Source organism: Bradyrhizobium sp. CCBAU 051011 (assembly GCF_009930815.1).
Lineage (GTDB): Bacteria > Pseudomonadota > Alphaproteobacteria > Rhizobiales > Xanthobacteraceae > Bradyrhizobium.
On record NZ_CP022222.1, the window covers coordinates 8,969,615 to 8,994,268 of the forward strand.

Consider the following 24,654-nt stretch of genomic DNA (forward strand, 5'->3'; position numbering starts at 1 on the left):
CGGCCACTAATTTCTGATATTCCGAAGTTAAGGTCAAGCTTGATTTCGGATAATCGTAACTGCTATGATTTCCGAAATTCGGAAGGATTCGACCATGCTGGACATCAGATTGATCGAGCGGGGCCTGGAAAAGCCGGGCAAGACCAAGGGCGGGCTGGCGGCCGCGATGGGCGTTCGCCCTGGTGCCGTCTCCGAGATCCTGTCAGGGATACGCCTGATCAAGGCGTCCGAAATCGCGCCGATCATCGAATACCTCGAACTGAACTCGGTGCCGATCATGGGCCGGGTCGGCGCCGGCGCCTCGATTGAGCCGGAACACGAACAGGTGCCGCCGGAAGGCCTCGGCGAGGTCGAGTTGCCTTTTCCGATCGCCGAAGAGACCATCGCCTTCGAAGTGGCCGGCGATTCCATGCTGCCCAAATACGAGAATGGCGATATTATCGTGGTCTATCGCGAACAGCGCCACCCGTTGTCGAGCTTCTACGGCGAGGAAGCCGCCGTTCGCCTGAAGACAGGCGAACGCTATCTGAAGACGATCGAGCGCGGAAAATCTCCGACCTCGGTCAACCTCACCAGCTTCAATGCCAAGCCGATCACGGGCGTGAAGCTGGAATGGATTGGTGAGATCTGCGTCACGCTGCCCAGGGGCCAGATCGAACGGTTGCGTAACAAGGCAGCCGCCCGGGCACGCAAGGCGGCAAGGACGACGGGTGGCCGTACGCCGGAAAAATAAGGCCCGCGGCTTGTGATTGCCGAATCAACCGATTTTGCTATGGCCGCGGTCGCCCCCCGCTCCATGCCAATTTCCGTATTTCCGAATTTTTACTTGACATATTTCTGATTTTCCGAACTACTCGATACCGACTTCAGTGCACGGGATGGGGAGCCGGATCGCCAGCATGCAGTATTTCGTCGTGATGATCGACTACGGCCGGCGCGGCCGCGAGGCCATCGTCGATCCGGAAATTACCAGGCGCGAGGTCATTTCCCGGGTCGCATCGGGTGAGTACAGGAATATCAGCTTCATTCATGAAATCGCTGATTGCTCGGTCGAGGATATCACTGCCGAGATTCTCAGCGAGGCGTCCCTGCCCGACATCGCTACGACCGGCGCCGATCTTCAAGCCAGCCATTTCGATCATCTCCGCGACTTGCGCAAGCATGAGCGCGCGTGAGCTTCGCTATTCCGTCAAAACATTGTGATCGATTGAGCCGCTTCAATCACCGACGGTTTGCTTAAATATTCTTCACGCAAAGTCTATTCCGACGGTGCGGACAGTCGCGCTATTGTCGTGATTCGATTCCTCCGACTTGCAAAGTTCTTGATTCACAATGTCTCCGTCAATGAAGACTGAGCTCGCTGCGCGCGACGGCGATCTCCGACTCTGTCTGCTGCTTGGTATCGCGGCCTGGTTTCTCTTTCTGGATCACGTTCCCCATAATGCGGTCAGCCTGCTGACCATGCGCAATTTCGGCTTCAGCGGCGCGACCGATCTATTCGTGTTCGTCGGCGGCTATACTGCCGCAGTTCTCTATGGAAGGATGATGCTGGAGCGCAGCTTCGTCGTGACGGCTACCCGCATCTTCAAGCGGCTGTGGCAGCTCTATGCCGCCTATATCGTCCTGTTCGTGATCTATATCGATCTGATCGGATATGTCGCGCGCAAGTCCCGGGCATCCGAGCTCATTGGCGATTTCAACGTCACGGGAATCGTCGACCATACGATCCGGACGCTGATTCACGGCCTGCTGCTTCAGGCCAAACCGCTCAACCTCGATGTGCTGCAACTGTTCATCGTGCTGATGGCGATCTTCCCGCTCGTTCTGTTCGGCATGGTCCGCCGGCCACACGTTACGATGGCGGGGTCGATCGGCCTCTACGTCGCAGCCCGCCAGTTCGACTGGAATCTGTCTTCGTTTCCGGATGGCAAGTGGTATCTTAACCCGTTCTGCTGGCAACTCCTGTTTGTGCTCGGCGCCTGGTTTGCCCTGAGCGGCGCGAATCAAATGCGCACCCTGCGTACGCTTCAGGAGCTTGCGATCCTGCGAACCGCTGCGTGGCTGTACCTGCTCTTTGCGTTAGTGGTAACGGTGACGGCCAAATTTCCCCAGGCCGGCATTGTCCCGGACCTGCTGCGCGAGGTCCTTTTATCGAAGGATAAGGAAACTCTCGCCCTGCACAGGGTGCTCCACTTCCTCGCGCTGGCTTTTCTCTTTGCCTACATCGTGCCGCGGGACTGGTCCGGATTCCGATATCCGGCGTTGCAGCCGATCATCACATGCGGCCAGGAATGGCTAGCGGTGTTTTGCGCCGGTGTGTTTCTTTCGTTTGCCGGGCACCTCGTCCTGATCACGGGCCCGGACTCGCTCGTCATGCACGTCCTGGTGAGCTTCGCCGGGATTTCGATCATGACGGGCGTGGCCTACTATGTGTCGTGGTCCAGACGACAGGACCAAAAGCCGGCATTTCGAGCTCAGGCAATGACGCGACTATCGGAGGAAGGCCGGTTCGCGAAGTAACTCGCGCCGGCTTGCTTCTGCCCTCCCGGCCCTCAATCCACCGGGAATGCCGCCTTCAACCGCGTCTCACTATCGCGCAGCATGGCTGCATCGAGCCTTCCCTCGGCCGACGCCGCCATGGCGCAGGTGAAGATACGATAGAACTGCGTCCCGTCGAATGCGACCAGCAAGAGATCGACACCCGCGTTAAGCGCCTCGACCACCGCCATGCAGACATTGCTTTGATAGATCGCTCCCATCACGAGGTCGTCGGTTATGACGACGCCTTGATGGTTCCATTTCTTGCGAATAATGCCGTCGACGACCCGCTTGGAATGCGACGCCGCACGGTCCGGATCGACTGAGGTCAGCCTGACATGCCCGATCATCAGTTGCGCTTTCGAGGTGGCCAGCACCCTCCTGAACGGGATCCAGTCCGAAGCCTCGAGTTCGTCGAGAGGCGTATCTAGGTCGGCGCTGAAATGATGGGTATCGGCTCGTACGCGGCCAAGCCCCGGAAAATGCTTGACCGTCGCTCCAACCCCGGACGCCTCGAGACCGCTCACATAGGCTTGCGCGATATTGGCGACGATCGCCGGATCGTCGGAAATCGCGCGTCGGCCGATCAGCGTGTTGAAGTCTAATCGGTTGCGCTTCGGTTCGGGCCGCAAATCCAGCACCGGTGCGAAGTTGAGGTTGACGCCGAGCGCCGCCAGCTCCTGCCCGTGAATACGCCCGAACGCCTCCGCCTTCTCCGCGCGAACTTCCGGCGTCAGGTCCGCAAGCGTCGATAGCGCCGGCAACCTGGTCAGGGGCGGCGCCAGATGCGATACGATGCCGCCTTCCTGGTCGGCCGCGACGATCAGGGGCGGCAGGCTGGCAGCACGCCGCTTCTCTTGCAGCGCCGAGATCTCTTCTTTCAGCCGCGCCGCCGTAGATCCCATGACGTTGCGCCTGCTGACGTAGACGCCGGCGATCAGCCCCTTCTCGGCAAGTAACGCCACCTCGGGAAATGACGAGTATCCAACGATAAAATGCCGCCCAAGGCTTCTCGTCTGCCCGGCATCGGATTGCAGAACGCGCTGCTTGCTCCATTCAAACGAAGCATGCGCGCCGAGCATCGACGGCGATGGAAGGCACCACAGCAGAATGAGCGCCTTCCCCGCGACGCCCCTCCTCCAGTAACCGCTGCGGATAAGGATGAGAGCAACCACGACACTCGCCGTGGCCAGAACGATATTTCCGGGTCCCCGCAGCGAAACCAGATAGGGATCGTTCTTGTTGGCTGCAGCGAAAACGACGACGGCTCCGGCGAACCAGAGCAGGATGAGGCCGATACGTTTGAGAATTTTCTTGAGAATGGATGGCAGCTTGCGCGAGAAGGTCGAAGGAGACCATTGCCCGTATCAAACTTGTCTCGCCGACGCGAGCGCATAACCGTGCCTGCACGGAAACTGCAAAAAAATCCTGAACTCTTGCAGAAGGCGCTCCAAGCAATTGCACAACAGCGCCGGATAGTTCGTCCTGCAAACGGGGGCGATCATCGAATGCCTGTTCCGACAAGACTAGCGAACGACGGCTGGTGGTTATGCGAGCGTCCCGCGCCCGCACCGGTTTGCAATTTTCCCATCCAGGCAGGTAGCGCAATAATGACTGATTTCACCACGCCGGCATCCAATGCTAGCTCGGTTCAGGAAGGCACCCTTCCCATCAAAGCAGCAATTGTTCTCGCGCTGGCTGCGCTGGCCGACTGGCTGTTCTACGGGCACGGCATTGGAATATCGGCCGCTATCTTTGCGGTCGCCGTAGCCTGCGGCTCGCTGCTCGCCAACCTCGCAACTCTGAACCGAAAGCAGGTGCTGCTGGCCGGCGCCCTCCTGCTGGCCGCCCTTGTCCCCGCCATCGAGGAATTCAATGTTGCGTCTCTGACGTTCATGGTACTGGCCCTCGGCATAGGCCTGCTGCTGACGACAAATCGCGACCGATCTCGTCTCGGCGAGCGAACAGCAGCGTTATGCGAGCTTTATCTGGTCGGCCCGTTCAGATTTTTCCGCGATGCCATCGCTGCGTTCAATCTGCCGGCACTGAAAACCGGCTTTGCCGTGTGGTTCATTCCCATAGTTTTCAGTGGCATCTTCGTGTTTCTGCTGGTGTCGGCCAATCCACTGCTCGAGAAGTGGATTAGCCTACTGAACCCCGGTAACACAGCTTCGTATCTGAGCCTCGGGCGCATACTGTTCTGGACTGCGGCGCTGTCGATCGTATGGCCCTTTATCCACGTCCGGTGGAGCGGCAAGCGGGAGATGCCGGCAGCTTTAGCTGAAGCGGCAGCCCTGGCGCAGGGGATACCATCGGGTCAAAGCGGCTTCTTCGGTATTGCGACGATCCTGCGCTCGCTGATCCTGTTCAACTTGCTGTTCGCCGTTCAGACTATCCTCGACGCGATCTATCTTTGGGGTCACGTGGCCCTACCTTCCGATATCAGCTACGCTTCATATGCGCATCGAGGCGCTTATCCGCTCATTGTCACGGCGCTTTTGGCGGCCGGCTTCGTCCTGGTCGCCATGAGGCCCGGTGGGCCGGCCGAGCAATCGAAAGTGATCCGGCCGCTGGTCTACCTTTGGGTGGCGCAAAACGTGCTGCTGGTGATGTCGTCGATCCTGCGCCTCGACCTCTACGTTCAAATCTATCTGCTGACCTGGTGGCGTGTCGCCGCTTTCATCTGGATGATCCTCGTCGCCATGGGCCTCGTCCTCATCGTCGCCCGCATCGTTTTGAACCGTTCGAATGATTGGCTGATCCGCGCCAATCTCATCACCTTGACGGCAACGCTCTACATCTGCTCCCTGATGAACTTTGCCGCTGTCATCGCTGACTACAATGTCAGCCATAGCCGCGAAGCCGGTGGCAAGGGAGTTTGGATCGATATGAACTATCTGTTGTCCCTCGGGCCGCAGGCGCTGCCGGCCGTCGACCGGGCCATTGCCCTTCGTGGCTTCGATCCGACCCTTGTTTCCCGTCGTGGTTGCCTTGTAGAACAGCACAAGAACGAAACGGCTTCCTGGCGTTCCTGGGGTCTTCGGAACTGGCGCCTCCAGCGCGCCCTGGATGCCCAACCAAAGAGTTTGACCACAGGCTAGTTCGACTGCAGGCCGATTGCGCCGGGAGAGACGTTTGACGCACCGCATTCTCATCGTTGACGACGACCTTCACATCCGCGAGGTCATCCGTGTCGCACTGAAGAAGGCAGGAATGGTCATCTTCGAGGCGCGCGACGGCAAGGAAGCGTTGACCCGCTTTGCCGCCGACAAGCCGGATCTGATCATTCTGGATATCGGCATGCCGGAATTCGACGGCCTGGACGTCTGCCGGGAAATTCGAAGATCCTCTGATGTGCCGATCCTGTTCCTCTCCGCACGCGACGACGAGATCGACCGCGTACTGGGCCTCGAGATCGGCGGCGACGATTATGTCACCAAGCCCTTCAGCCCGCGCGAGCTCGTCGCCCGCGTAAACGTCATCCTGCGCCGCATCGCTTCGCGCGGGCAGGATGCGAAAGCGTCTCAAGCCGCATTGTCGCAAGGCAGGCTGTCGGTCGATCCCGAACAGCATGTCGCCGAGTTTGCAGGCACCCCGCTTCGGCTGACTGCCATCGAATTCGGAATCTTGAGGGCATTCCTGACGCGGCCGACGCTCGTCTTCAGCCGCGAGCAGATCATGAGCGCGGCCTATCAGCTCAACATCCAGGTGTCGGATCGCACCATCGACAGCCACATCCGCAATATCCGCGCCAAGCTGTCGGCCGTGAATTGCGACAATGTCATCGAAACCATTCACGGCGTCGGCTTCAAGCTCGGACGATGCGAGCCGCAGGCATGACATCCCGCGCACGCGAGAAATGGCGACCGTCATTGGGACTGGTCATTTTCGCCATGCTCGCCTCCGTGGCGATGCTGCCGTTGGTCGGACTATTTTTCTTCCGCCTCTACGACAACCAGCTCATCCATCAAACCCAGGCCGAGCTGATCGCCCAAAGCCGCGTGCTGGCCGCCGTCTATGCGCGCGAGGTGGAAGCAAGGCTCGCGGCCGGAGCAACGCTCGGCGCTGAAATTCCGCCCGAGGCGCGCCCTGATCGGGAGGATCAGCTAACGCCGATCCGCCCCGCGCTCGACCTCGCCGCTGGCCGCGATCTGCTCCGGCGGCGGCCGAATGCCCTTCCGGCAAACGCACCCGCGTCGCCTGCCTATGTCGAGATCGGCACGCGGCTGATGCCGATCATCCTGGAAACGCAGAAGGTCACGCTGGCCGGCTTCCGCATCCTCGATCCCCGCGGTGTCGTGATAGCCGGCCGCGACGAGGTCGGCCAATCCCTCGCCCATATCGAGGAAGTAGCGACGGCGCTACGGGGACAATACCGGGCAGCCTTGCGAATTCGCAAACCCGACAAGCCTCCGCCTCCGATCTACTCGATCAGCCGCGGCGTCGGCGTGCATGTGTTTTCGGCGATGCCCGTCATCGTCAACAACCGCGTGGCAGGTGTCGTCTATACGTCGAGAACGCCGAGCAACATCTTCGACCACTTCTATCAGGAGCGCCGCAAGTTCATTCTGGCAGGCCTTACGGTCGTGCTGGCGACCATCGTCATCGGCCTGATTTTCTCCCGAACCATCACCCGCCCGATGCGCGAGCTCGTCGATCGCGCCAAGCGGATCGGCCGCGGCGATCGCGATGCATTCCAGCCGCTCGCCCATTACGGCACACGCGAGTTCGCCCAATTGTCCGACAGCTTTCTGGACATGGCCGAGCAATTGTCGCGGCGGTCGGACTACATCGCAACGTTTTCGTCGCACCTTACCCACGAGTTGAAGTCACCGCTGACGTCGATCAAGGGCGCCGCCGAACTCCTGCTCGATTCTCTGCAAAGCAAATCTGACACCCTGACACGGATGGAGCAGAAGAACTTCATATCGAACATTCTGGGTGACACCGGGCGTCTGGAAGCGATGACCCAACGCTTACGCGAACTGGCGCGCGCTGAGGCCGCGCCGCAGAACGAGCAAACCGAATTGTCGACGGTGGTCAGCGGGTTGAAGAGCCGGTTCCCGACGCGGGCGATCGAGGCAGCGGGCGACCTTGAGCGTTCGATCGGCATGTCCAGCGAAAAAGCTCTGATCGTGTTGTCGCACCTGACCGACAACGCGATCCGTCACAACGCGAAGAGCGTGCGGCTCGAAGCCGCTGCGGAAGAAGCCTCCATCAAGGTGACCGTCAGCAATGACGGCGACCCAATATCCGAGGCGAACCGGGAGAAGATCTTCGACGCCTTCTTCACCACGCGCCGCGACACCGGCGGCACGGGAATGGGGCTCTCGATCGTCCAGGCCATCATGACCAGCCACGGCGGATCGATCCGGCTTTTACCGTCCAACCACGGCGTTACGTTCGAGCTGCAGTTTCCGGCTGTCTAGCGCGCTGCTCAAACCCGCTCGATAATGATCGCCGGCGCCATGCCGCCGGCGGCGCACATCGTCACCAGCCCGCGCTTGAGATCGCGCCGCTCCAGTTCGTCGAGCACGGTACCGATCAGGATCGAGCCCGTCGCACCGATGGGATGGCCGAGCGCGATCGAGCCGCCATTGACGTTGACCTTCTCGCGGTCGAGCTTGAGGTGCCGAATGAACTTTTCGGCGACGACGGCAAAGGCTTCGTTGATCTCGAACAGGTCGATATCGTCGAGCGTGAGGCCTGCCTTGGCCAATACCTTGCGGGCGGCGGGCACCGGCGCGTTCAGCATCAGGGTCGGGGAATCTCCCATATTCGCCATCGCGACGACGCGGGCACGCGGCTTCAGGCCGTGAGCCTTTGCGTAGCTCGGCGACGCCAACAGGATGGCCGCCGAGCCGTCAACGACGCCGGAGGAATTGCCGGCATGATGCACAAAGTTGATGTCGAGATCGGGATATTTATCCAGGATAAGCTTGCGGTAGGTCGTGCCCTTGTCGTCGAGCGGATAGTCCGCCACCGCCGGAAAGGCAGGCTTCAACCCGGCCAGCCCCTCGAGCGTGGTTTGCGGCCGCGGATATTCTTCACGATCGAGCGCCAGGCTGCCGTCTTCGCGGTAGACCGGCACGAGGCTCTTGTCGAAATGACCGCCCTTGATCGCAGCAGCCGCCCGCTTCTGGCTTTCGAGACCTAGCTCATCGACGTCCTGTCGCGTGATACCCTCCAGCGTCGCCACCGCGTCTGCGCAGACGCCCTGATGCGACTGCGGATGCCGGGCGCGCAGACGAAGATTGCCGTTATCCATCATGAACGGGCCCTCGCCGCGGCGGCCTTCCATTGACATCATTTCGGTGCCGCCGGCGATCACGAGATCCTCCGAGCCCGACATGATCGAGTTCGCCGCCATGTTGACGCTGGTGATGCCGGAGCCGCAGAACCGGTCCAGGGTCACCGCGCTGGCGCGGACGTCATAGCCGGCATCAAGCGCCGACATCCGGCCGAGATCGCCGCTCTGCTGGCCGCGCTGCGAGCTGGTACCCCAGACGATGTCGTCGACATCGGCGGTATTGATCCCGGTGCGATCGGCTAGCGCGCGCAACACTGTGGCGCCAAGCTGCTGCGGATGAATGCCCGAGAGGGCGCCCTTGCCGGCTTTGCCAATGCCTCGCGGCGTCCTGCATGCGTCAATGATCAGCGCGTCAACCATGGTGTTTTCCTTTTTGTTGCTTTGCTGCATTTGCCGCCGATCAAACTGCAAAGTCAATGTGGTCAGCGAATTCGTAGCCGGGATGAGCGAAGCGATATCCGGGACCTATCTAACGTCCTCCCGGATGTCGCTGCACTCATCCGGGCTACATCCATCATTTCCGTTCTCGCAGCGCCAGAATTTTCTCCGCGGCACGCAGATGCGGCTTGTCGATCATCTTGCCGTCGATCTTCACAACGCCCGAGGTCGGGTTGTCGTTGAACGCTTTGACGACCTTCTCCGACCAGGCGATTTCCTCGTCCGTCGGCATGAAGGCGGCATTGACGACGTCGACATGCCTGGGATGGATCACCGCCTTGGCAAGGAACCCGTCCTGCCGCGCAGCGATCGACTCTTCCCGCAGCGCGTCGAGGTCGTTGATATCGGTCGCGATGGTGTCGATGGCAACAACGCCGGCCGCGGCCGCACTGATCAGGCAGAGGTCGCGCGCTAGCAGGAATGGTCCGTGAAAGCGGCCGGCGGTCCGGTTTCGCGACGCGCCGAGCGAGGCCGCAAGATCCTCGGCGCCCCACATCATGCCCCACAGCCGCGGGCTCATGTTTTCGAAATCGAGCAGCTTGAGGACTGCCCTCGCCGTTTCCGTCGCTACGGTGACGATTCGCGTCGTGCCATGTTCGATCCCGGCCGTCGCCTCGAAAGCGTCTAGATAGAGCGAAAGCCGATTGACGTCGGCAGCTCCAGCGCATTTCGGCAGCACGATGCCGTCAGGCCGGCCCGGCATGACGGCCGCGAGATCGCCAAGCGTCATCCCGGTATCGAGCGCGTTGACGCGGACGTACATCTTCTGGTCCGGCTTCCGCGCGTCGAGCATTTCGCGCACCGTCCGCCGCGCACCGACCTTCTCTTCCGGCGCAATCGAATCCTCGAGATCGAGGATCAGCCCGTCGGCTGCGGTCTTCTTCGCGCTTTCAAACTTGCGCTGACTGTCGCCGGGAACGAAAAGAAAAGAGCGCATGCGCTTATGCCTTTGGCTTGCAATGCATCAGACCGGTCCGGCGGCAGCTTGCCACCACCTCGCCGCGCTGATTGGTCATGGTGTGCTCGAACTCCACTATGCCCTGGTTCGGGCGCGACTTGCTCTCGCGTTTGGAAATGATCTTGGTGTGCGCCTTCAGCGTATCGCCGTGGAACACCGGCTTGGGAAACTTGACGTCGGTCATCCCGAGATTGCCGATCGTGGTGCCGAGCGTCGTGTCGTAGACGCTCATGCCGATCATGATGCCGAGCGTATAGATGCTGTTGAACAGTCGCTGGCCGAATTCGGTATTTTCGGCGAAATGCGCGTCGATATGCAGCGGCTGCGGGTTCATGGTCAACAGGCTGAACATCGTGTTGTCCATTTCGGTGACGGTGCGGCTGAACTCATGATGGAATTCACGGCCGACCTCGAACTCCTCAAAATACAAACCGGCCATCACCGCCCCCTGTAATTTGGCGTTCGCTTTTCGACGAACGCATTCAGCCCTTCCTGACAGTCCTCGGTCGTCGCGACAAGCGCAAAGCTCTCGGCAGCATTCTCGACCGAGCGGCGGAAATCGGCGTCGACCGCCCGCATGAAGGCATCACGCCCGATCTTCATCACGATCGGTGATTTGGCGGCGAGCTTTCGCGCGATTTCCCGCGCACGCTCAAGCGCCGTCCCCTTTGGCACGATTTCGCTCAAGAGACCCATGCGAAACGCCGTCGCAGCATCGAAAGGCTCGCCCAGAAACAGCGGACCGAACGCCTGATGCTTGCCGACCAGCCGCGGCAATTGGACGAAGTGAATGGCCGGGATCAGACCTACATCAATCTCGGGATAGCCAAAGGTACAGGCGCCGCCAGCAATGATCATGTCGCAGGAAATCGCAATCGTCATGCCCCCGGCGCGCACCGCGCCATCGACGGCGGCGATGGTCGGCTTGCCCATGCGATACTGCGTATCGTTGAGCGCGAAATACAGCCGCTCGAGGAACTTCTTGGTTTCGATCCCGGGTTTGCCACGGACGATATCCAGATCGAGCCCGGCGCAAAATACCTTGTGCGCGCTGCCGATGACGACGGCGCGCACCGCTTCGTCTTCTCTCGCTTTCGAAAGCGCCGCCAGCAGCGCATCGATCAGGTCCATGCTGAGCGCATTGACTGGCGGGCGGTCCAGCATGATCTCGGCAATATTGCTCGTGACGGAATAACGAACGAGATCGCTCATGCTTTGCCTCCCTTGGCCTGACGCACCGCGCCAGCCTTGACCAGATCGTCGATGGCGCCGCGCTCGAAACCGGCTTCGAGCAGCACCTCAACACTGTCATGGCCTATATCAGGTGCGGGGCACAAGTCATCCTCCGAGAAGCTTGCAATGCCCGGCGTCCGCGGTGAGTACACCGGCCCCACGCCCGGCGTATCCTGGCATACCGCAGCCCGCGTCGCCTCGACATGAACGTTGCGCAGCCATTCCCCGGGATCGAGAATCCGTTCAGCAATGAGATCGGCCGCATGCAGCCGCGATAGCCAGACATCCGTCGGCTGCGTCGCAAACACCTCCCGCAACTGCGGGATCAGCGCATCCACAGCATCCGCGCGCCGCGCAAAATCGGCAAACCGCGGATCGCTGGCGAGATCCTCGCGACCGATTGCCGAGCATAGCCGCTTGTATTGCGGCTCATTCACCAGCGTGACCATCATCCAGCCATCGGCCGTCTGATAGGCGCCCGCCGGAACGTTCAGCGCACGCGGCGCACCACCCTCCAGAATATGTTCGGCGACCTTGTGGCCGAGCAGTGCAGAGGTCGATTGGCAAAGATTGACGTCGATCCAGCGCCCGGTGCCGACGGTTGCGCGCGCGAACAACGTGGTCGCGATGGCCTGGAAGCCGTAGACGCCGGTGACGACGTCGGAGATCGTGGTGCCGGCCCGGTGTGGGGTGCCGTCGTTGCCGACATTGATCGATACAAAGCCGGAGAAGGCCTGTGCCACGGAATCAGAGCCGGGCCGTTTCGAATAAGGGCCACTCTGCCCAAACGCACTGACCGAGAGATAGATCAGCCCCGGATTGTCGCGCGACAATTCCTCGTAGCCAATGCCGAGCCGCGCGGCGACGCCCGGCCGAAAGCCTTCGATCAGCACGTCGCACTCGCTCGCTAGCCTTCGGGCGATGGCGACCCCGTCCTTGTGTTTCATGTCGAGGCAAAGGCTGCGTTTGCCGCGGTTATAGACCGCCGACAGCGTCGTATGGCTTCCATAGGTCGTGCCAAGAAACCGCGACCAGTCGCCCTCCGGCGGTTCGACCTTGATGACGTCGGCCCCGTACACGCCAAGCAGCATCGCGCAATAGGGCGAGGCGATGCCCTGCCCGAAATCCAGCACGCGCAGGCCGCGATACGGCGCCTCATGCGTCGGCGATAGCTTGCGTTCGATGGTCATCTCGTCCCCCCGGAGTCGGCCCGAAAGCTACAGCGCGAGATAGCGCTGACGAATGTTTTCGTTGGCTTTCAGCTCGTCGATCCCGGAGGTGTAGACGATCTGCCCCTTGTCGATAACCGTCGCGTGGCTCGCAAGGCCAAGGCAAAAATGCATGTTCTGTTCGGCGATCAGCACGGTAGCGCCGGTGCCGCGGAGTTGTCGCAGCAATTCGCCGATCCGCTGCACGATGATCGGCGCCAAGCCCTCGCTCGGCTCGTCCAGGAGCAGTAGAGCCGGATTGCCCATCAGCGTGCGCGCAATCGCCAGCATCTGCTGTTCGCCGCCGGACAGCCTTCCCGCGATCCGCTGACGCAGCGGCTCCAGCAGCGGAAATACGTCATAGATGCGCCGGATCGGCCATTCGTCCTCGCCGTTCGGTCCCTTCTTCGCTCCGATGACCAGATTGTCCTCAACGGTATGCTCCGGAAAGATCTGACGATCCTCGGGCACAAAACCGAGACCGGCTCGCGCGATGTGATGCGGCTTCAGCCCGGAAACAACTCGGCCTTGCAGGGTGACCGTACCGCGGCGGGCGGGAGCCAGACCCATGATCGCTTTCATCGTGGTCGACTTGCCCGCACCGTTGCGGCCGAGCAGCGCCATCGTCTCGCCCTGCCGCACAGACAGCCCGACGCCGAACAGGATCTGGCTGGTGCCGTAATAGACGTCGAGGTTCTCGACCTGCACCACCGGCTGCGCGCTCATACGGCGGTTCCGGCGTGATGTTCGGTGCCGAGATAGGCCTCGATCACGGCTTCGTTCCGCCGGATCGCATCCGGCGCGCCGGTTGCGAGAATGCGCCCGTAGCACAACACCACGATTTCGGGTGCGATCTTGAACACGATGTCCATGTCGTGCTCGATGAACACCACCGTGATCTTTTGCTTCTCCCAGAGCTCCCTCACCTTGTCGATCATCCGCCAGCGCTCTTCGGTGCCCATCCCGGCAGTGGGCTCGTCGAGCAGCAGCACCTTGGGATCGAGCACCAGCGCCAGCGCGATATCGAGGAGTTTTTGGTCGCCATGCGACAGCGTCGCCGCAGTTCGGTTTCGCTTGCTGGCCAGTCCCAACAGTTCCATCGCATGCTCTGCGCGGTCACGCGTCTCGGCCAAAGGAAAGCGACGGTGCAGGACGCCGGCTTTGCGCTGATCGGCGCCCACCGCTGCCAGCATCGTCTCCTGAACCGTCAGCGACGGAAAGATGCTCGCGACCTGGAACGCGCGGCCGATGCCGTGGCGCACGATCTCCGGCGGCGGACGCCCGGCCAGGTCGACGCCGTTGAGCAGGATCTGGCCAGCGTCAGGCGTCAGCGCGCCGGTGATCAGGTTGAAGAACGTGCTCTTGCCGGCGCCGTTGGGGCCGATCACGGCGGTGAGCGAACCGTCGGCAAAGTCGAGCGTGACATTGTCCGTCGCCTTGACGCCGCCAAACGATTTGGAAAGGGAGCGTATCTCCAGCATGGCTACTTCCCGCGACCATCGCGGCGTTGCGCGTACCATTCAACGACGAAATCCATCAGGCCCTTCCGCAAGCCAATCGCGAAGAACAGGATCACAATCCCCAGCACGAGCCCATGATATTCAGTCAGTCGGGTGACGGTGTCGTTGAGGATCAGGAGCAGCACGGTGCCGACCATCGGCCCAAGGAACGTGGTCACGCCGCCGAGCATGTTGATGAAGATGCCCTCGCCCGAAATGGTCCAATAGGCGAATTCCGGATAGGCCCCTGAGACGAACAGCGCCATGATGACCCCGCCGGTTGAGGCGAACAGCGCCGCGAGCACAAAGATCGTCAACTTGGCACGCCAGACATCGATGCCGATGAAGCTCGCACGCGTGGCGTTGTCGCGGATCATGCGCAACGTGTAGCCGAAGGGCGACTGCGCGATCTGATGCATCAGGAACAGTCCGATCACCAGCAACGCGCAGCTCGTGACGTAGAGATGCAGATGGTTCGATAGATCAATACCCCAAAACGGCGGCCGCGGGATGCCGCCGCGCAATCCCTGATCGCCGCCAGTCAGCGATACCCAGGACAGGATGGTCGAGTGGATCAGCATCTGGAACGCCAGCGTCACGAAGGCGAAATAGATTTCCTTCAGCCGCACACAGATGGCGCCAATGATGAGGGCTGTGACAAACGTGATCGCGAGCGTGGCAACGAAAGCCACCGGGACGGAAACGCCGGTCTTCTGCATCATCAAACCGAAGCCGTAGGCACCAAGGCCGAAGAACATGCCATGGCCAAACGAAGTCAGGCCGGTGTAACCGACCAGAAGATTGAGTGACGTCGCGAACAGCCCGTAGGCCGCGCAGCGGATCACGAAGTCGAGCAGAAATTTGCTGCTGAAGAGCATCGGCAACAGTGCAAGGATGACAAAGACCGCCAACGCAATCAGGACATCCCGATTGCGCCGCGTCTTTGCCTGGACGTGAGCGACTTCGAGTGCCTGCGCGCCCTGATCGGCCTGCAGCTCGGTCATGCGACCTCCTTGCCGAACAGCCCGGTCGGCCGCGATACAAGGACGATCACCATGAACAGGTACATCAGCCCTTCGGTAAACAGCGGGAAGCCGAGCGATCCGAAGGAACGGATCATGCCGATCAGCAGTGCCCCGATCAGCGCGCCCAGGATCGAGCCCATGCCGCCGATCACGGTAACGATGAAGGATTCGATCAGGACCGAAAATCCCATGCCCGGCGTCAGCGAACGCACTGGCGCGGCCAGCGCCCCGGCCAGGCCCGCCAGCATCCCGCCGAGCGCGAACACCCCGCCATAGATCAGGCCGGTGTTGATGCCGAGCGCGGACACCATGCCCGGATTATGCGCCGCCGCCCGGATCACCTTGCCAATTCTTGTGCGCGCCAATCCGAGCCCGAGCACCGCCGCAGCCGCCAGCGCGACACTGATCAGCAGCAGATAGTATGGCGGCACCACCCCGCCGGCGATGAATAGCGGTGCCACCTGGAACGCCACCGGCATGCCCATCGATTTGAATTCGGGGCCCCAGATCATCCGCACGACATCATCGAAGATCAGCACGAAGGCGTAGCAGACGAGAACCTGCATCAACACGTCGGCGCCATAGACGCGACTCATGAAACCGCGTTCGAATATCAGGCCAAGGATGGCCGTGCCGGCCGCGCCGCACAGCATCGCCAGCGCAAAGCTGCCGGTGAGCTGATAGGCCGTCATCGCGAAATAGGCGCCGAACATATAGAAGGCGCCGTGGCTAAAGTTGACGACCTTGAGCACACCGAAGATCAGCGTCAGCCCGACGGCGACGAGGAACAGCAACATGCCGATGATGAAGCCACTGGTGGTTTGCGTCACCAGACAGGCGGAACTGGCGAGACAGCCGGTAAGCGCATCGATATCCAAGGGAAGCATCCATTACGGCACGCCACAATGAACGGCGCGCGAGAAAAACTCCGCAACGAACGAAGGCGGCTCACGCCGCCTCCGTGATCGCCGATCGATCAGGTGTAACCCTTGCTCTTCTTCCACTCGGCTTCGAGTTCGAAGATCGTCTTCCAGTCGCCTGCCTGAACCTGCGGCACGTAGGGCTCCTGCGGGATCGTGGTCCCCCAGCCGATCGCATAGCCGACCAGCGTCTGGTCCTCGGCGCGCATGGTGACCGTGCCGTCGGCGCCGAAAGGAGACTTGATCTTCAGGCCGCGCAGTGCCTCTGCAATCTTCTTGCCGTCGGCCGAATTCGCCTTCTTCGAAGCTTCCGCTAACAGCATGATTGCAGTTGCGTTTTCCCACGACCAGTTGGTGGGATATTCGTTGTACTTCGCCTTGTAAGCGTCACCCCACGCGGCGTTCTCCGCGGTCGCGGGATAGGTCTTGATGTAGCGGTTACCGGAGTGAATGCCCTTCGGCAGGTTCTTCACCACGGTCAGCGCGGTGTAGTCGGCCATGTTGACGGCGAAAACTTCCATCTGGCTGAACAGCGCGTAGATGTTTGCCTGATCGATATAGGACGTCAGGTCGCCGCCCCAGAGGCAGGAGTACAGCGCCTGCGGCTTGGCCTGCAGGATTTTCGTCACCACCTCGGTGTAATCTGGCTGGAACAGCTTTGGCCAGGACTCGCTGATGATCTCGACATCAGGCGCAAAGCGCTTCAGATACGTCACGTATTCGCCGGTGGTGTCGCGGCCATAGGCATAATCGGGCGAGCAAGTGGCCCATTTCTTCAGGCCCTTGGCTTTCGCGATTGTCGCTGCGTAGCTGCCTCCGACGATCGAGTCGTGCACGCCCTGCCGCGCAGTGCGGAATGCGTTGGGGATGTGCTGTTTCGGATCGGCGGTGAGCGACGACGTTTCTGAATTGGTGTGAATGCAGAGCACGCCGAGATCGCGCGCCACTTCATGCACGGCGAACGCGCCCGACGACGCCTCCGCGTCGATCAGAATTTCGCATCCGTCGGTATTCACCAGTTCTCGCGCGACGCGGGCGGCTTCCTGCGGCTGCCCCTTGGAATCGCGGATCACCATTTCGATCTGTCGGCCGGCCAGACCGCCGGCAGCATTGACCTTCTCGACTTCCAGCGTCACGCCGTTGCGCGACGAGGTGCCAAGCTGCGCGACACGTCCGGAGAGAATGGTCGGCATGCCGACCTTGATGGTCTTGGATTGCGCGCGCGCCACCCAGGGCGCCGCGAATGTCACGGCACCGGCGCCCATCATCGCCAACGTCGCACGTCGGCTCACGCCCGGTTTGCGGGTTCTCGTCATTGCTTCCTCCCTTGTGGGTTTGCGTTCCCAAATCCCGGCCGGAGATCGTGTCGTCTCCGTATGACCCGAGAATTTCAGAGCAAAGGGGGTGACGTCAAGCCAAATATGAATTACGAGTCAGAATTCATATTTGGAGAAGCGCCCCCGGCAACCGGCCGTTCGAGCTGATAATGATCAATCTTTCGAGCTTCATCGCATTTCACGCCCGGCGGACGCCGGACCGCTGTGCGCTGAAATATCGCGGCGAGGATGTCTCCTATGCCGAATTCGACGACCGTATCCGCCGCGTCGGCGGATGGCTCGCGGCGCGCGGGATCAAGCCCGGCGACGTCGTTGCGGTGCTGATGAAGAACAGCACGGCGTTTCTCGAGCTGGTGTTCGCGACCAGCCATATCGGCGCGGTGTTTCTGCCGATCAATTATCGCCTGTCCGCCGACGAGGTCGGTTACATCGTGGGCAATTCCGGCGCGCGCATCCTGATTGCGGATGCGGAGCTTGCGGGCATCGCGGCCGGCGGCGTGCCGGTGATGCTGCTCGATGAAGCTGCGCAATCCAACGCAACGCATCTTGCGCCCGATATCGCCCCTGCCCCGATGCATGTGAAGCAGCCGCGCGACCTGATGCGGCTGATGTACACGTCAGGCACGACCGACCGCCCCAAGGGTGTGATGCTCACTTACGAAAATATGTACTGGAAGTCGGCCGACCAGACGCTCGTGCTGGGACTGAACGCGGACACGCGACTGCTGGTGGTCGGTCCGCTCTACCACGTCGGCGCGCTCGACCTGCCCGGCATTGCAGTGCTTTGGCATGGCGGCATGCTTTCCATCCACCGCAACTTCGAGCCCGAGCAGGCGCTCGCCGCCATCGACGCGGAGAAACTCAACGCCGCATGGTTTGCCCCGGTGATGACGACCGCGATCCTCACCTGCCCGACCCGCGACCGTTATAACGTCTCCAGCCTACGCTGGGCGATCGGCGGCGGCGAGAAGACACCAGAAGTTCGCATCCGCGCCTTCTCCGATTATTTCAAAAACGCCCGCTACATCGACGCCTATGGCCTGACGGAGACCTGCGGCGGCGACACCTTCATGGAAGCCGGCCGCGAGATCGAAAAGATCGGCTCGACCGGTCGCGCCATCGCCCATGTTGAGATCGAAATCCGCGACGATGCCGGCAACAGGCTGCCATCAGGCGCAAACGGCGAAATCTGCCTGCGCGGGCCGAAGGTCACGCAAGGCTACTGGAAAGATCCGGAGAAAACCGCCGCCGCCTTCTTCGGCGACTGGTTTCGTTCTGGCGACATTGGTTATCTCGACGAAGACGGCTTTCTTTATCTGACCGACCGCAAGAAGGACATGATCATCTCCGGCGGCGAGAACATCGCTTCGTCCGAAGTCGAGCGCGTCATCTATGAATTGCCGCAGGTGCGCGAAGTCGCCGTTGTCGGCATGCCGGACGATCGTTGGGGAGAAAAGCCGGTCGCAGTCGTCGTGCTCGGGGATGGCGCCATGCTGGAATTATCCGATCTCACAGATCATTGCCGGGCACGCCTCGCCGGCTTCAAGGTGCCGAAGCAACTCATCATCCGCGACAGCCTGCCGCGCAATCCTTCCGGCAAGGTTCTCAAGCGCGTACTGCGCGCCGAACTGGAATCCCACGCATGACGCAATCATCGCAAGCCACATCGGGCAAAGTGACAAAACTCAACCGTGTCGAGCGCAACGCCTGGACCAAGCGCAAGATATTCGACGCCGCCACCAAGATCGTCGGCAAGTATGGTTACGCCGAAGCTTCGGTCGCCCGCATCACAGAGGAAGCCGGCGTCGCGCAGGGCACGTTCTACAATCATTTCGAAAACCGTCAGGAACTGCTCGATCAATTGCTGCCGAAGATCGGCATCGACATGGTTCATTTCATTCGCGAGCGCACCGGCACTGCGCACGCCGCACGGCAGGAGATCGAGCGCTTCAGCGCCTTCTTCGACTTCATCCGCGAGGTGCCGGAGTTCTTGCGTATCCTCAACGAGGCCGAATATTTCGCACCGATCGGCTACCAGAAGCATCTCGACAATATCGCGACCGCCTATGTCCGCATTCTCCGGCGCGCCCGCCACGCCGGCGCGATCATCGACTACAGCGACGAGGAATTTGAAGCCATCGTTCACATGCTGATGGGTGCGCGCGGCTACTTGAGCCGCCGCTACTCCTATGTTGGCGGCAACGTCACGGCAGCGCCCGAGCACGTCCTCTCCGCCTATCAGAAACTGGTCACGCGCGGTCTGTTCGTACCAGAGAGGAAGAACGGCCATGACCGCTGAAGGCGTCGTCCTCGTTACCGGCGGCAGCCGTGGCATTGGCGCGGCAACCGCCACGCTCCTCGCCAAACAAGTCCAAAAGGTCGTTATTGTCGATATCGCGCCGGAGCCGTTGGCGGATACGCAAACGATCCTGTGGCCCGCGCCTTTCGATGTCGCAAGCGAAAGCGCCGTCGTCAGCGGCATCGCCGATATCGAGGCCGCGCACGGCCCGATCACCGGCCTCGTCAATGCCGCCGGCGTGTTCGGCAAGATGCACCGGATCGAACACGTGCGGATGGAGCAATGGGACCGCGAGGTCAATATCGACCTGCGCGGCACCTTTCTGGTCGCCCGCAGCGTCGGCGTGAAGATGGCCGAGCGCCGGCATGGCGCGATTGTCAATGTTGCCTCCGTTGCAGGCATGACGTCAGGCCCCATCCATGCCTATACCGCGGCGAAGGCCGGCGTCATCCAGATCACGCAGACGCTGGCCGCCGAATGGGGCCGCAGCGGCGTCCGCGTCAATGCGGTCTCGCCCGGCTTCACCCGCACCGTCGCGCTGGAAGCCGGCATCGCCTCGGGCGCGCTGAACAGGAAGTTACTCGAAAGCCCGACCGCGATGAACCGGCTGCTCGAGCCGATCGAGGTGGCACAGGCGATCGCGTGGCTGCTTTCGCCGATGAGCAGCGGCGTCACCGGAATCAACCTTCCCGTCGATGCCGGCTATATCGCCGGTACCACCTGGGCCGCCTATGGCGGCTTGCCGGAACCATCAGGCGCGTAAACGAGGACATCAGCATGAATATCGAGCTGCCGCGCAAGAAACTCGATCTGTCATCGGCCATCGCCGAGGGCGATATTCGTGTCCTGCTGATGGTCCTGGTGCACATGACCGGCGATGAACGGTGGCTTGAGCCGCCCTACAAGCCCAAGCGCGACGTCCGCCTGATTCCGGATCCGCATGCCGGCGTACCGGAGGAGATCCAGGCCGAGATTCGCGCGGCCGTGTTGAAGCTGTTCGCAAACGGCGAACCGAAGCCGGCCATCACCGACCCCGGCAATGAACTGATGCTGAAGATGATGCGCGCGACGCTGGGCGAGAACGTAACCCCGGAATACGCGCCATTGATGCGCGAGGAAATGGGATTCATTCCTCGGGAAGCGCGCTGGACCAAGCCGCCATCAAACGAGAAACTGGCCCAGCAGCATGTACTGATCGTCGGCGCCGGTGTCTGCGCGATTGCGCTCGGTGTCTCCCTGGGCCGACTCGGCATTCCCTACACCATCGTCGAGAAGAACGACGAACTCGGCGGCACCTGGTATGTCAATCGCTACCCCGGTTGCGGCGTCGATACGCCGAACCATTCCTATTCCTTTTCGTTCGGAAAAAGGAACCCATGGACGCGATATTTCGCCCAGCGCCAGGAATTGCTCGACTATCTCAAGAAAGTCGCACTCGAACACGATATCCGGAGCCATCTACGCCTCAACACCGAACTGACATCGTCGCGCTGGGACGAGAGCAAGCGACGCTGGATATCGACGCTGAAGAGCGCCAATGGCGAAGAGATATTTGAATCGGCCACGCTTGTCAGTGCCATCGGTCAGCTCAACGACCCCCACCCTGCCCACTTCAAGGGTGAGGAAGCTTTCAAGGGAGTGACGCTGCACTCCGCGCTGTGGTCCGACGACATCAATCTCGACGGCAAGCGCGTTGCCGTGATCGGCACCGGCGCCACCGCCATGCAATTGGTCCCGTCGATCGCGGACCGCGTCACCTCGGTCACCGTTTACCAGCGCACCGCGCAATGGGCGCGGCCGGTGGCGGGCTATTCCGATCCCATCACCGAGGGAGCGCGGTGGTTGCTCGCGCACCTGCCGTTTTATGTGCAGTGGTATCGCTTCAACATGTTCTGGCGCTATGGCGACGGCCTGTTGCCGTTCCTGCGCAAGGACCCGGAATGGCCGCATCCGGACCGCGCCGTCAACAAGGGCAACGACCGGCATCGCGAGGAACTGACCAATTTCATCCTCTCTGAATTGAAAGATCGTCCGGATCTGATCGAAAAATGCGTGCCGACCTATCCGCCCTACGGCAAGCGCATCCTGCTCGACAACAACTGGTTCAAGACGCTGACGAAGCCCAATGTCGAGCTGGTCACCGACACGATCGACCATTTCGCGACCGACGGCATTGTCGCTGCGGACGGCAAGCTGCGGCCCGCGGATATCATCGTCATCTCCACCGGCTTCAAGGTCACGGAGATGGCTGCTCGCCTCAACATCACAGGGCGCGATGGAAAAAATCTGAAGACGGCCTGGGCCAACGACAACCCGACCGCCTATCTCGGGCTCACCGTGCCGGACTTTCCAAATCTCTTCGTGATGCTCGGCCCCAATTCAGGTCCCGCACATGGCGGCAGCGTGATCTTCCAGTCGGAATGCCAGAGCCGCTACATCTCGGCCTGTCTCGTCGAAATGATCGAGCAAGACATCGCCGCAATCGACGTTCGGCAGGAAGCACACGATCGATACATCAGACAAGTAGATGCTGAGCATGAGCAATTGATTTGGACGCATCCCGGCATGACGACCTATTACCGCAACAAGCAGGGCCGGGTATTTTCGGCAATGCCATGGCGGTTCGTGGATTACTGGGCGATGACCCACGATCCCGATTTACGTGATTACCGCCACACAAAGGCCTGACATACCACGGGCGTGGGAACCCGGTGGACAGACAAACCTTGGTTTACTTGACACGTGCCTCTATCTGCCGCAGCATTTCCGCCACTGCACCTGCAGGAGTCACGGAGCGTGAGCTCCCCGCTTCGCAGGCATTGGCGCCCCGGTTACATGATCGAGACGACACGCAGAGAAAGCGGACACAGTCCGTTGGCCAACTCTTGGAGAGGAGCATGACGCCACCGGGTCAGCCGGTGACCTTGCTCAGCGCAAGGTCCAGGCGCGGTTGAGGTCATAAGCAGCTGCCAGCCTCATTGCGCCTTTCGACAAATCGAACATATCCGCAGGACTGGAGCGCCAAGGCCACGCGCTGCCGGATCCTGAGACAAATACTGGTGTCTACCAGAAATCCTTCGCCTATAACGAAGATGTAGGGCCCCGCGATGCTTGAATGCACCGGGGCCCATTCGTTTTTGCAGTCTCAACACCGCGTCGTGTAGTTCCATCCTCGACCCGGATCGGGAATACTGATTCGATCGAAGAGGGACACATCATGGGCAGGCCGCGCGTACGAATCTACACCGATTACAAAAGCCCCTACGCGTTCGTCGCCAACAAGCGGCTGTTCGAGCTCGAGGAAGCTTACGGCGTCGAATTGGAATGGCTGCCCTACACGCTGCGCATTCCTGAATTCATGGGAACAGTGGAAGAGCGCACGCCGCATTTCTGGCGCAAGGTACGCTACGCCTATATGGACGCGCGCCGTTACGCCAATGCGCAGGGCCTCGTCATGAAGGGGCCGCGGCGCATCTATGACGCCTTCTATTCCAGCGCCGGCATGTTGTTCGCGCAGCGCCACGGCCTGTTCCGGCCGTATCACGACACGGTATTCCGGCGGTTCTGGAGTCATGATCTCGAAATCGACGAGTTGTCGGCAATCTCGGGCGTGATCGCATCGATCGGCGGTTCGTCGGAACAATTCGAAGCTTACGTCCACGGCCCTGCGCGGGCCGAACACGACCGTATCATCGAAGAGGCAGAAGCGCTCGGCGTGTTCGGCGTGCCGACCATGGTCTTCAACAGTGAATTGTTCTGGGGCGGCGATCGCATCGACATGCTGATCGAGCGCATCCAAAATCCGGAATCGATCACAACGGCGCTGGGCAGTCGCCACCGGACGTGAAGCCACAAGCCTCGCATTCTTTTTGGCTAGTTTAGCCACCCACCAAATGCTGCCAGCACCCGGTGCGCTCCAGCACCGTCCGCAACGCGGTCCTGCTGTCCGCATCCAGCGCTGCAAACTTGTCGCGAAGCTGCTGCAGGCACTTCACCTGATATTTGAACGGCGCCAGCGCATAAGGCAGGCCCCAAACATTCATCTCCAGTCGCTCAACGCCTTTCGCGAAAGCCTCGGCGTTGGCGACCAGGAACGGCAGATAAAGTTCGCCAGCGATCTTCAGTAACGCCTCGGCCATGCCGGCAAGCGCCTGTTCACGCCGATACCACTCGCCCTCAACGCCCGAGGCATCGTCCAGGCGCCGCACCCAATGATCGGTGAACGGCGCCTTCGCGCGCATGATCCGCATCGGGGTCGGATCGGTCGCCATTTCGCTGAGCTGGCCGAACCAGGCGAAGTCGGCGAGCGAGGGCCTGCTGCCGAACAGATAATTAGTCATCCCGACATGGGGCTCGAACGCTGCCAGCATTCGCACGTAGCTCTCCTCAAGCAGCGGCTTGTTTTCCGCAGTCGCACCGAGAATGACCATGCGTGAAATCTGCCGCTGCCGGAACTGCTCGATTTCCTCCGCACTGCCGGTTTCGGCCTCCGAGACCGACCACTCCTCGCCCGCCCAGCGCGAGACATAGGCCTGGTCTTCCGGATCCCACCAGCGATAGAGAAACAGCGGCTTGACCGCCCATTCGTCGGCAAGGTCTTCCAGCAGATCGCATACAAAAGCGACCGCCTTGTCGTCGGGAATGATGGAGCGGTCCTTGTGACGGCTCTCGAGGTCATACGCCAGCGTCGTCGTCTCGCCGCGGTAGGTACCGTCTGGATATTGCAGCACCGGAATCAGATTGGGCCGCAAATGCTCGGTCGCCTTGCGCAGCGCCTTGGTCATGATGACCCAGTCGAAGGGAATTCGCCGGTAGCGCAGCAGCGCGCGCAGCTTGATGGCGTAGGGCGACGCGGTCGAGCCGATCAGCCGGTAGCGTCCCTTGGTCAT

Annotated in this window: 23 protein-coding genes; 11 read left to right on the top strand and 12 right to left on the bottom strand. The window is 61.1% G+C overall.

All coding sequences use genetic code 11. The features are described from left to right. Positions 1–94: 94 nt before the first annotated feature. The 3 genes from ACH79_RS42170 (at position 95) to ACH79_RS42180 (ending at position 2,520) form a co-directional block, all read left to right on the top strand. The gene (locus ACH79_RS42170; RefSeq protein WP_161856023.1) at positions 95–733 is read left to right on the top strand and encodes a S24 family peptidase; all 639 of its coding nucleotides are present in this window, start codon (positions 95–97) and stop codon (positions 731–733) included. A 166-nt stretch (positions 734–899) separates the two neighbouring features. Beyond that, on the top strand, positions 900–1,175 hold the full coding sequence (locus tag ACH79_RS42175) for a hypothetical protein (RefSeq protein ID WP_161856024.1): 276 nt from the start codon (positions 900–902) through the stop codon (positions 1,173–1,175). Positions 1,176–1,332: 157 nt separating this feature from the next. Next, positions 1,333–2,520: an OpgC domain-containing protein gene (locus tag ACH79_RS42180; protein WP_161856025.1), complete on the top strand. Its 1,188-nt coding sequence runs from the start codon at positions 1,333–1,335 to the stop codon at positions 2,518–2,520. A gap of 32 nt (positions 2,521–2,552) precedes the next feature. Here ACH79_RS42180 and ACH79_RS42185 read toward each other — a convergent pair whose 3' ends face one another. Further along, a complete protein-coding gene (locus tag ACH79_RS42185) occupies positions 2,553–3,860 on the bottom strand; it encodes a glycoside hydrolase family 3 protein (protein WP_161856847.1) in 1,308 nt (435 codons plus the stop codon). 288 nt (positions 3,861–4,148) lie between these two features. On the opposite strand from ACH79_RS42185, the gene ACH79_RS42190 reads away from it, so the two are divergent. Genes ACH79_RS42190 through ACH79_RS42200 form a run of 3 tightly spaced genes read left to right on the top strand, consistent with a single transcriptional unit; the run spans position 4,149 to position 7,967 of the window. Continuing rightward, complete coding sequence (locus ACH79_RS42190) at positions 4,149–5,639, top strand: DUF4173 domain-containing protein (protein WP_161856026.1); 1,491 nt, start codon at positions 4,149–4,151, stop codon at positions 5,637–5,639. A 34-nt stretch (positions 5,640–5,673) separates the two neighbouring features. Beyond that, positions 5,674–6,378, top strand: a complete 705-nt coding sequence (locus ACH79_RS42195; protein ID WP_161856027.1) for a response regulator transcription factor — start codon at positions 5,674–5,676, stop codon at positions 6,376–6,378. Further along, positions 6,375–7,967, top strand: a complete 1,593-nt coding sequence (locus ACH79_RS42200) for an ATP-binding protein (RefSeq protein WP_161856028.1) — start codon at positions 6,375–6,377, stop codon at positions 7,965–7,967. The genes ACH79_RS42195 and ACH79_RS42200 overlap by 4 nt, the downstream gene beginning before the upstream one ends. Positions 7,968–7,975: 8 nt before the next feature. On the opposite strand, the gene ACH79_RS42205 is transcribed toward ACH79_RS42200, so the two are convergent. From ACH79_RS42205 to ACH79_RS42250, 10 genes are all read right to left on the bottom strand, one after another. After that, a complete protein-coding gene (locus ACH79_RS42205) occupies positions 7,976–9,208 on the bottom strand; it encodes an acetyl-CoA C-acetyltransferase (protein ID WP_161856029.1) in 1,233 nt (410 codons plus the stop codon). Between the two features lie 154 nt (positions 9,209–9,362). After that, positions 9,363–10,223, bottom strand: coding sequence for a CoA ester lyase (locus ACH79_RS42210; RefSeq protein ID WP_161856030.1), 861 nt, complete (start codon positions 10,221–10,223; stop codon positions 9,363–9,365). A gap of 4 nt (positions 10,224–10,227) precedes the next feature. Beyond that, entirely contained in the window at positions 10,228–10,683 is a 456-nt protein-coding gene (locus ACH79_RS42215) for a MaoC family dehydratase (RefSeq protein WP_161856031.1), read from the bottom strand. Beyond that, the gene (locus tag ACH79_RS42220; RefSeq protein WP_161856032.1) at positions 10,683–11,456 is read right to left on the bottom strand and encodes an enoyl-CoA hydratase/isomerase family protein; all 774 of its coding nucleotides are present in this window, start codon (positions 11,454–11,456) and stop codon (positions 10,683–10,685) included. Before ACH79_RS42220 ends, ACH79_RS42215 begins: the two co-directional genes overlap by 1 nt. Then, entirely contained in the window at positions 11,453–12,667 is a 1,215-nt protein-coding gene (locus ACH79_RS42225) for a CaiB/BaiF CoA-transferase family protein (RefSeq protein ID WP_161856033.1), read from the bottom strand. Before ACH79_RS42225 ends, ACH79_RS42220 begins: the two co-directional genes overlap by 4 nt. 27 nt (positions 12,668–12,694) lie before the next feature. Continuing rightward, positions 12,695–13,411, bottom strand: a complete 717-nt coding sequence (locus ACH79_RS42230) for an ABC transporter ATP-binding protein (protein WP_161856034.1) — start codon at positions 13,409–13,411, stop codon at positions 12,695–12,697. Then, positions 13,408–14,166, bottom strand: coding sequence for an ABC transporter ATP-binding protein (locus ACH79_RS42235; protein ID WP_161856035.1), 759 nt, complete (start codon positions 14,164–14,166; stop codon positions 13,408–13,410). The genes ACH79_RS42230 and ACH79_RS42235 overlap by 4 nt, the downstream gene beginning before the upstream one ends. Before the next feature lie 2 nt (positions 14,167–14,168). After that, complete coding sequence (locus ACH79_RS42240) at positions 14,169–15,188, bottom strand: branched-chain amino acid ABC transporter permease (RefSeq protein WP_161856036.1); 1,020 nt, start codon at positions 15,186–15,188, stop codon at positions 14,169–14,171. Next, the gene (locus tag ACH79_RS42245) at positions 15,185–16,087 is read right to left on the bottom strand and encodes a branched-chain amino acid ABC transporter permease (RefSeq protein ID WP_161856037.1); all 903 of its coding nucleotides are present in this window, start codon (positions 16,085–16,087) and stop codon (positions 15,185–15,187) included. The genes ACH79_RS42240 and ACH79_RS42245 overlap by 4 nt, the downstream gene beginning before the upstream one ends. Before the next feature lie 98 nt (positions 16,088–16,185). After that, positions 16,186–17,445: an ABC transporter substrate-binding protein gene (locus ACH79_RS42250; protein WP_161856038.1), complete on the bottom strand. Its 1,260-nt coding sequence runs from the start codon at positions 17,443–17,445 to the stop codon at positions 16,186–16,188. Positions 17,446–17,615: 170 nt separating this feature from the next. On the opposite strand from ACH79_RS42250, the gene ACH79_RS42255 reads away from it, so the two are divergent. The 5 genes from ACH79_RS42255 (at position 17,616) to ACH79_RS42275 (ending at position 23,612) form a co-directional block, all read left to right on the top strand. Beyond that, positions 17,616–19,112, top strand: a complete 1,497-nt coding sequence (locus ACH79_RS42255) for an AMP-binding protein (protein WP_161856039.1) — start codon at positions 17,616–17,618, stop codon at positions 19,110–19,112. Continuing rightward, positions 19,109–19,765, top strand: coding sequence for a TetR/AcrR family transcriptional regulator (locus ACH79_RS42260; protein ID WP_161856040.1), 657 nt, complete (start codon positions 19,109–19,111; stop codon positions 19,763–19,765). Before ACH79_RS42255 ends, ACH79_RS42260 begins: the two co-directional genes overlap by 4 nt. Further along, entirely contained in the window at positions 19,755–20,528 is a 774-nt protein-coding gene (locus tag ACH79_RS42265) for an SDR family NAD(P)-dependent oxidoreductase (RefSeq protein WP_161856041.1), read from the top strand. Before ACH79_RS42260 ends, ACH79_RS42265 begins: the two co-directional genes overlap by 11 nt. Positions 20,529–20,542: 14 nt before the next feature. Next, positions 20,543–22,453 carry an NAD(P)/FAD-dependent oxidoreductase gene (locus ACH79_RS42270; RefSeq protein WP_161856042.1) on the top strand — a complete coding sequence of 637 codons (1,911 nt, stop codon included), beginning with the start codon at positions 20,543–20,545 and terminating at the stop codon, positions 22,451–22,453. A gap of 529 nt (positions 22,454–22,982) precedes the next feature. Continuing rightward, positions 22,983–23,612, top strand: a complete 630-nt coding sequence (locus tag ACH79_RS42275; RefSeq protein ID WP_161856043.1) for a 2-hydroxychromene-2-carboxylate isomerase — start codon at positions 22,983–22,985, stop codon at positions 23,610–23,612. Between the two features lie 31 nt (positions 23,613–23,643). Here ACH79_RS42275 and ACH79_RS42280 read toward each other — a convergent pair whose 3' ends face one another. Further along, positions 23,644–24,654 carry a glutathione S-transferase N-terminal domain-containing protein gene (locus ACH79_RS42280; RefSeq protein WP_161856044.1) on the bottom strand — a complete coding sequence of 337 codons (1,011 nt, stop codon included), beginning with the start codon at positions 24,652–24,654 and terminating at the stop codon, positions 23,644–23,646.

Coding starts and splice junctions, on each gene's coding strand:
- ACH79_RS42170 (WP_161856023.1), top strand. CDS start 95: ATGCTGGACATCAGATTGATCGAGCGGGGCCTGGAAAAGCCGGGCAAG.
- ACH79_RS42175 (WP_161856024.1), top strand. CDS start 900: ATGCAGTATTTCGTCGTGATGATCGACTACGGCCGGCGCGGCCGCGAG.
- ACH79_RS42180 (WP_161856025.1), top strand. CDS start 1,333: ATGTCTCCGTCAATGAAGACTGAGCTCGCTGCGCGCGACGGCGATCTC.
- ACH79_RS42190 (WP_161856026.1), top strand. CDS start 4,149: ATGACTGATTTCACCACGCCGGCATCCAATGCTAGCTCGGTTCAGGAA.
- ACH79_RS42200 (WP_161856028.1), top strand. CDS start 6,375: ATGACATCCCGCGCACGCGAGAAATGGCGACCGTCATTGGGACTGGTC.
- ACH79_RS42205 (WP_161856029.1), bottom strand. CDS start 9,208: ATGGTTGACGCGCTGATCATTGACGCATGCAGGACGCCGCGAGGCATT.
- ACH79_RS42210 (WP_161856030.1), bottom strand. CDS start 10,223: ATGCGCTCTTTTCTTTTCGTTCCCGGCGACAGTCAGCGCAAGTTTGAA.
- ACH79_RS42215 (WP_161856031.1), bottom strand. CDS start 10,683: ATGGCCGGTTTGTATTTTGAGGAGTTCGAGGTCGGCCGTGAATTCCAT.
- ACH79_RS42220 (WP_161856032.1), bottom strand. CDS start 11,456: ATGAGCGATCTCGTTCGTTATTCCGTCACGAGCAATATTGCCGAGATC.
- ACH79_RS42225 (WP_161856033.1), bottom strand. CDS start 12,667: ATGACCATCGAACGCAAGCTATCGCCGACGCATGAGGCGCCGTATCGC.
- ACH79_RS42230 (WP_161856034.1), bottom strand. CDS start 13,411: ATGAGCGCGCAGCCGGTGGTGCAGGTCGAGAACCTCGACGTCTATTAC.
- ACH79_RS42235 (WP_161856035.1), bottom strand. CDS start 14,166: ATGCTGGAGATACGCTCCCTTTCCAAATCGTTTGGCGGCGTCAAGGCG.
- ACH79_RS42240 (WP_161856036.1), bottom strand. CDS start 15,188: ATGACCGAGCTGCAGGCCGATCAGGGCGCGCAGGCACTCGAAGTCGCT.
- ACH79_RS42250 (WP_161856038.1), bottom strand. CDS start 17,445: ATGACGAGAACCCGCAAACCGGGCGTGAGCCGACGTGCGACGTTGGCG.
- ACH79_RS42255 (WP_161856039.1), top strand. CDS start 17,616: ATGATCAATCTTTCGAGCTTCATCGCATTTCACGCCCGGCGGACGCCG.
- ACH79_RS42260 (WP_161856040.1), top strand. CDS start 19,109: ATGACGCAATCATCGCAAGCCACATCGGGCAAAGTGACAAAACTCAAC.
- ACH79_RS42265 (WP_161856041.1), top strand. CDS start 19,755: ATGACCGCTGAAGGCGTCGTCCTCGTTACCGGCGGCAGCCGTGGCATT.
- ACH79_RS42270 (WP_161856042.1), top strand. CDS start 20,543: ATGAATATCGAGCTGCCGCGCAAGAAACTCGATCTGTCATCGGCCATC.
- ACH79_RS42275 (WP_161856043.1), top strand. CDS start 22,983: ATGGGCAGGCCGCGCGTACGAATCTACACCGATTACAAAAGCCCCTAC.
- ACH79_RS42280 (WP_161856044.1), bottom strand. CDS start 24,654: ATGACCAAGGGACGCTACCGGCTGATCGGCTCGACCGCGTCGCCCTAC.